General features: G+C 70.6%; 4 protein-coding genes and 1 pseudogene. 3 read left to right on the forward strand and 2 right to left on the reverse strand.

Annotated elements, in window-relative coordinates:
• The first annotated feature begins 93 nt into the window (after positions 1 to 93).
• Positions 94 to 885 (forward strand): lysophospholipid acyltransferase family protein, encoded by a 792-nt coding sequence (locus VHK87_RS03245; RefSeq protein ID WP_329633463.1) that lies wholly within the window; start codon positions 94 to 96, stop codon positions 883 to 885.
• A 49-nt stretch (positions 886 to 934) separates the two neighbouring features.
• Here the strand turns inward: VHK87_RS03245 and VHK87_RS03250 are convergent, their stop codons facing one another.
• A complete protein-coding gene (locus VHK87_RS03250) occupies positions 935 to 1,597 on the reverse strand; it encodes a nitroreductase (RefSeq protein ID WP_329633464.1) in 663 nt (220 codons plus the stop codon).
• A gap of 147 nt (positions 1,598 to 1,744) precedes the next feature.
• Here VHK87_RS03250 and mtgA point away from each other — a divergent pair.
• Together mtgA and ald are read left to right on the forward strand one after the other, a co-directional pair.
• Positions 1,745 to 2,383, forward strand: a pseudogene (gene mtgA, locus VHK87_RS03255) (monofunctional biosynthetic peptidoglycan transglycosylase); the annotation flags it as partial.
• Positions 2,384 to 2,694: 311 nt separating this feature from the next.
• Positions 2,695 to 3,807 (forward strand): alanine dehydrogenase, encoded by a 1,113-nt coding sequence (gene ald / locus VHK87_RS03260; RefSeq protein WP_329633465.1) that lies wholly within the window; start codon positions 2,695 to 2,697, stop codon positions 3,805 to 3,807.
• A gap of 7 nt (positions 3,808 to 3,814) precedes the next feature.
• Here the strand turns inward: ald and VHK87_RS03265 are convergent.
• A partial coding sequence (locus tag VHK87_RS03265; protein WP_329633466.1) for a PAS domain-containing sensor histidine kinase occupies positions 3,815 to 5,405 on the reverse strand: 1,591 nt, incomplete at its 5' end.

The raw sequence follows: 5,405 nt of genomic DNA on the forward strand, positions 1-5,405 counted from the left end.
CTGCGGCGTCATCGCCCTTGGGGCGGCCTTCACGGCCGCCCGCCGAACCTTCAGGCTGGCGCGCAGTTTGAGCGCCGCATCGAGACGGACCCCATGAGAAGCATCGCCTTCGCCATCGCCTACTGGGCGATCACCATCGTGCACGTCCTGGCCGCGGCGGCCGCGGCGCTGGCGCCCGGCCGCGGGGCCGTGCGGCGGGTCAGCAACCGCTACGCCAAGCGGATGGTCTGGGCGATGCGGGTGTTCGCCGGCATCCAGCTAGAGGTGCGCGGGCGCGAGCGGCTGCCAGACGGCGCCTTCATCATCGCCGCCAAGCACCAGTCCTGGGGCGACGGCTTCTGCGCCTACTCCCAGTTCGAGGACCTGGCCTTCGTCACCGGCAACCACCTCGAGCGGTTCCCGCTGCTCAAGGGCGTGCTCGCCAAGCTCGGCGCCATCGTGGTCGACAACTGCGGCGGGCCCGAAGCGCGCCGCGCGCTCGCCGCCTCCGCCGCCGAGGCCCACAAGGAGGGCCGTAAGATCCTGATCTATCCGGAGGGCCACCTGGCCCCCGTCGGCCAGCGCTACCGCTACCGCACCGGCGTCTTCCACATGGCCCGCGACTTCGAAATGCCGGTCGTCCCTGTCGCCACCAACCTCGGCCTCTTCTGGCCGCAGCAGAAGTTCGAGAAGCATCCCGGCGTCGCCATCCTGGAGTTCCTCGAGCCGATCCCCACGGGCCTGCCCCGCGGCGAGTTCATGGCGAGGCTCGAGGAAGCTGTGGAATCGCGCACCGCCGAACTCGTCGCCGAAGCCACCGGCCAGCCGGTGACGCCCGCCGTCCTGGCTATCCCCGAGGCCGAACAGGCCCAGGCCGCCGCCGCCGAGGCGAAGGCGAGCGCTTGATCATACATCGTCATCCCGGATCGGCCTGGCGGCGGCCCGGGATGACGGTTTAGTCGAACCCCTGCATCTCGCCCCAGACTTCGAAAGCATCGCGGCTGGCGAGGAGGGTGTTGATCGGCGCCTCCGGATCGCGCCAGCCGAGAGCCATGCCGGAGAAGACCATCAGCTCCTCCGGCATTCCCAGGAACTGTGCGATCGTCTGTGGATAGCGGGCCCAGTATTCCTGCGGGCAGGTGTCGAGACCCTGCTCGACGGCCAGCAGCATGACGTTCTGCATGTACATGCCCAGGTCCACCCACTGCGGCGGGCCGAGCTTGCGGTCGAGGCAGAAGAAGATCCCCACCGGCGCGCCGAAGAAGGTCCCGTTCTTGGCCAGCTGGCGCAGCCGCGCCGGCTTGTCCTCGCGAGGGATGCCGATGGTGGCGTAGAGGTCCTCGCCGTTCTGGAACCTGCGGGTGCGGAACGGGTCCCAGAGGTTGGGCGGATAGACATCGTACTCGGGCGTCTCGCCGAACGGGTTGGCGGCGACCTCGGCCTTGAACTCGGCGAGCGGGGCGCCGGAGAGCGCGTAGACCCGCCAGGGCTGCAGGTTCCCGCCGGAGGGCGCCTTGGCGGCGGCCTCCAGGATCTGGCGCACCAGGGCGCCGGGCACGGGGTCGGGCTTGAAGGCGCGGATCGAGACGCGGCGGGCGATCGCTTCGGAGACGTTCACGCGTGAGACCTTTGGCTCGCTTGCCGGGGACGGCGAGGCTCGCTAGCACCAGACCTCCGCGTCAAGGCAAGGACATCCTCGCAAGTGGCACGCAGCTCCCGCCCGGGCCTGATCGGCCGGCTCTTCCGGCTCCTGGTCACGGCGGTGATGATTTTCGGGATCATCGGACCGGTGCTGGCGGTGGCCGCCTACCGCTTCGTGCCCCCGCCGCTGACCTACCTGATGGTCCAGCGCGCCTTCGAGGGCCGCGGCTTCTCCCGCGACTGGGTCCCGCTGGAGGAGATCAATCCGCGCCTGGTGCGGGCGGTGATCGCCGCCGAGGACGCCCGCTTCTGCGAGCACAAAGGCTTCGACGTGGAGGCGATCCAGAAAGCCCTTGAGAGCAACAAACGCCAGCCGAACCGCATCCGCGGCGGCTCGACCATCAGCCAGCAGACGGCCAAGAACGTCTTTCTGTGGCCGCAGCGCGACTGGGTGAGGAAGGGGCTGGAGGCCTACTTCACAGTCCTGATCGAGTTCGGCTGGGGCAAGCGGCGGATCATGGAGGTCTACCTCAACTCCATCGAGTGGGGCCCGGGCATCTACGGGGCCGAGGCGGCGGCGCGGAAGTATTTCGGCGTTTCGGCCAAGAACCTCACCGCGAACCAGGCCGCCCGCATGGCCGCCGTGTTGCCCAACCCGCTGGAATGGCGCGCTGACCGGCCGGGGCCCTATGTGCGCCGCCGCTCGGGCAGCATCACCGCGAACGCCGGCATTGTCCGCCGCGCGGGCTCGGCCGCCTGCGTGTTGGAGGCGGCCGCGGCCTCTGCGCCCGAGGAGAAGGCCAAGGCCGCGCCCGGCAAGCGCCGCCAGCTGGTCATCGAGAAGGAGCCGGACATCATCCCCGAGCTGCCGCCCGAGGCGCCGGCCCTGGTCCCCGACCCGGCGCCCCCCGCCGAGCCGCCGCCCGAGCCCGCGGTCGAAGCCCCGCCGGCGCTGGACGTCCCGCCCGCCGAGCCCGCGCCCGAGCCGCCGCCGCTTTGAGCTGCTTGCCTTGAGGCGCAAAGTTGCGCCAGATCGCGGGCATCCCGTGAACACATGCCCTGAAGGAGGCCATCATGCGCGTCGGCGTGCCCCGCGAGATCAAGCCCGGCGAACACCGCGTCGGCCTGACGCCCACCGCCGTGCGCGAGTATGTGGCCCGCGGGCATGAGGTGCTGGTAGAGACCGGCGCCGGGCTGGGCGCCGGCTACGCCGACGAGGCCTATGGGCGGGCGGGCGCGCAGATCGCGCCGGACGCGGCGGCGGTGTTCTCCGGCGCGAAGCTGATCGTCAAGGTCAAGGAGCCGCAGCCGGAGGAGTGGGCGAGGCTCACCGCCGACCACATCCTCTTCACCTACTTGCACCTGGCGCCCGATCCCGGCCAGGCGCAGGGCCTGCTGGACAGCGGCTGCGCGGCGATCGCCTACGAGACGGTGACGGACGCAGCGGGCGGCCTGCCGCTGCTGGCGCCCATGTCGGAGGTGGCCGGGCGGATCGCGGTGTTCTCGGCCGGTGAGACCCTGCTCAAGCACAACGGCGGCATGGGCCTGCTGCTCTCCGGGGTGCCGGGCGTGCCGCCGGCGCGGATCTGCGTGCTCGGCGGGGGCGTGGTGGGCATGAACGCCGCGCGGATGGCGGCCGGCCTGGGCGCCGAGGTGGTGGTGCTGGAGCGCTCCATCCCCCGGATGCGGGTGCTGGACGATATGTTCCTGGGCCGCATCCTCACCCGCTACTCCACGCTCGACGCGGTGGAGGAGGAGGTGATCCGCGCCGACGTGGTGATCGGCGCGGTGCTGACCGCCGGCGCCGCCGCGCCCAAGCTGGTCCGCCGCGAGCACCTTTCGCGGATGAAGAAGGGGTCGGTGCTGGTCGACGTCTCCATCGACCAGGGCGGCTGCTTCGAGACCAGCCGGCCCACCACCCATGCCGAGCCCACCTACGTGGTCGACGGGGTGGTGCACTACTGCGTCGCCAACATGCCGGGCGCGGCGCCGCGCACCTCCTCCGAGGCGCTGGTGCATGCGACCCTGTCGTTCGGGCTCGGTCTCGCCGACCATGGCCTAGACGCCCTGATCCGCGACAAGCACCTGGCCAAGGGGCTGAACGTGCTGAAGGGCGAGGTCACCCACCCGGCCGTGGCGGGCGCGCTCGGCAAGCCGTTCGTCGATCCGTTCGGGGTCTGGGCCTAGAGCCTCATCAGGGCCGCTGCCGCTCCCGCGCGCGCTGGGAGCGGCGGGCGGAGTCGATGCGCACCAGGTTCCCGCCGTGGCGGGCGAGGGCCGAGCTGACCGCCCGCGCGAGGTCGTCCAGCTTGTAGGGCTTGCGCAGGATGGGAAACTCGTCCCCCAGGTCCTCCGCGGTCTGGGCGTAGCCGGTCGCCAGCAGCACCGGCAGACCGGGGTTTTCGTCGCGCAGCCGACGGGCGAGGTCGATGCCGTCCATCTCGCCGGCCATCACCACGTCCGTGAACACGAGGTCGGGCGCCTCCCCTTCGCTCAGCGCCGCCAGGGCGGCGGCGGTGTTGCCCACCACCCGGCAGCGGTGGCCGAGCTGCTCCAGTAGGGCGGCCGCCACCTCGGCCACCTCGGGATTGTCCTCCACCACCAGGATGTTCGCGCCGACCGCGTCGGCGGGCGCCTCCCGTTCGCCGACGCCGCCCTCGATGGGCTGGGTCGTGCTGCGCGGCAGGTAGAGGGTGATGGTCGCCCCATGGCCCAGCTCGCTGGTCACGACGACCGTCCCTCCGGACTGTTTTGCGAAGCCGTACACCTGGGAGAGGCCGAGGCCAGTGCCCTTGTCCACGTCCTTGGTTGTGAAGAACGGGTCGAAGATCTTCGGCAGGATGTCGGGGGGAATTCCGACCCCTGAATCGATCACCGAGATGGCGACGAACTCGCCGGAAATGTCTTCGGCCAGCCGGCCGGGCTCCAGGGTGACGTTCTCGGCGACGAGGGTCAGTGCGCCGCCGGACGGCATGGCGTCCCGCGCGTTCACGGCCAGATTCAGCAGGGCGAGCTCCAATTCGCCGATGTCGACCCGCACCGGCCACAGCGTGGAGGGCAGATCGACGAACAGCCTCACTCGGCTCGGCAGCCCAGCGGAGATCAGCTCCTTGAGGGCCGGCGCATGCTCGGTCAGGGACACCGCGACCGGCTGAAGCCGCTGCCGGCGGGAGAAGGACAAGAGGTGGCGCGTCAGGTCTTCTCCCCGCTTGGACGAGGCCTCGATCGCGTCGAGCGCCCGCAGCGCCCGCGGATCGTCGCCGACCTTCTTGCGCAGCAGTTGCGCCTGGCCGCTGACCACCATCAACAGGTTGTTGAAGTCGTGAGCGACCCCGCCGGTGAGCTGGCCGAGCGCCTCCATCTTCTGGGCCTGGGAAAGCTGTTCGTGCGCCCGCTGCAGCTCCAGCTGGGCGTTGCGCTTGTCGGTGATGTCCCGCGTGATCTTGGCGAAGCCGATCAGGTGGCCGCTCTCGTCCCTCACGGCGTCGATCACCACGCTGGCCCAGAACAGGCTGCCGTCCTTCCTGACCCGCCAGCCCTCGGCCTCGTAGCGGCCGGTCTCCGCGGCGGTGTTGAGCGCGCGCAACGGAACACCGGCCGCCCGCTCGGTCTCGGTGTAGAAGCGGGAGAAGTGCTGCCCGACGATCTCCTCCGCCGAGTAGCCTTTGATATTCTGCGCCCCGGAGTTCCAGTTGGAGACGATGCCGTTGGGGTCGAGCATGTAGAGGGCGTAGTCGACCACGCCGCTGACCAGCAGGCGGAACTGTTGCTCGCTGTGGGCCAGG

Origin of the sequence: Phenylobacterium sp. (assembly GCF_036263695.1) — a bacterium.
Lineage (GTDB): Bacteria > Pseudomonadota > Alphaproteobacteria > Caulobacterales > Caulobacteraceae > Phenylobacterium.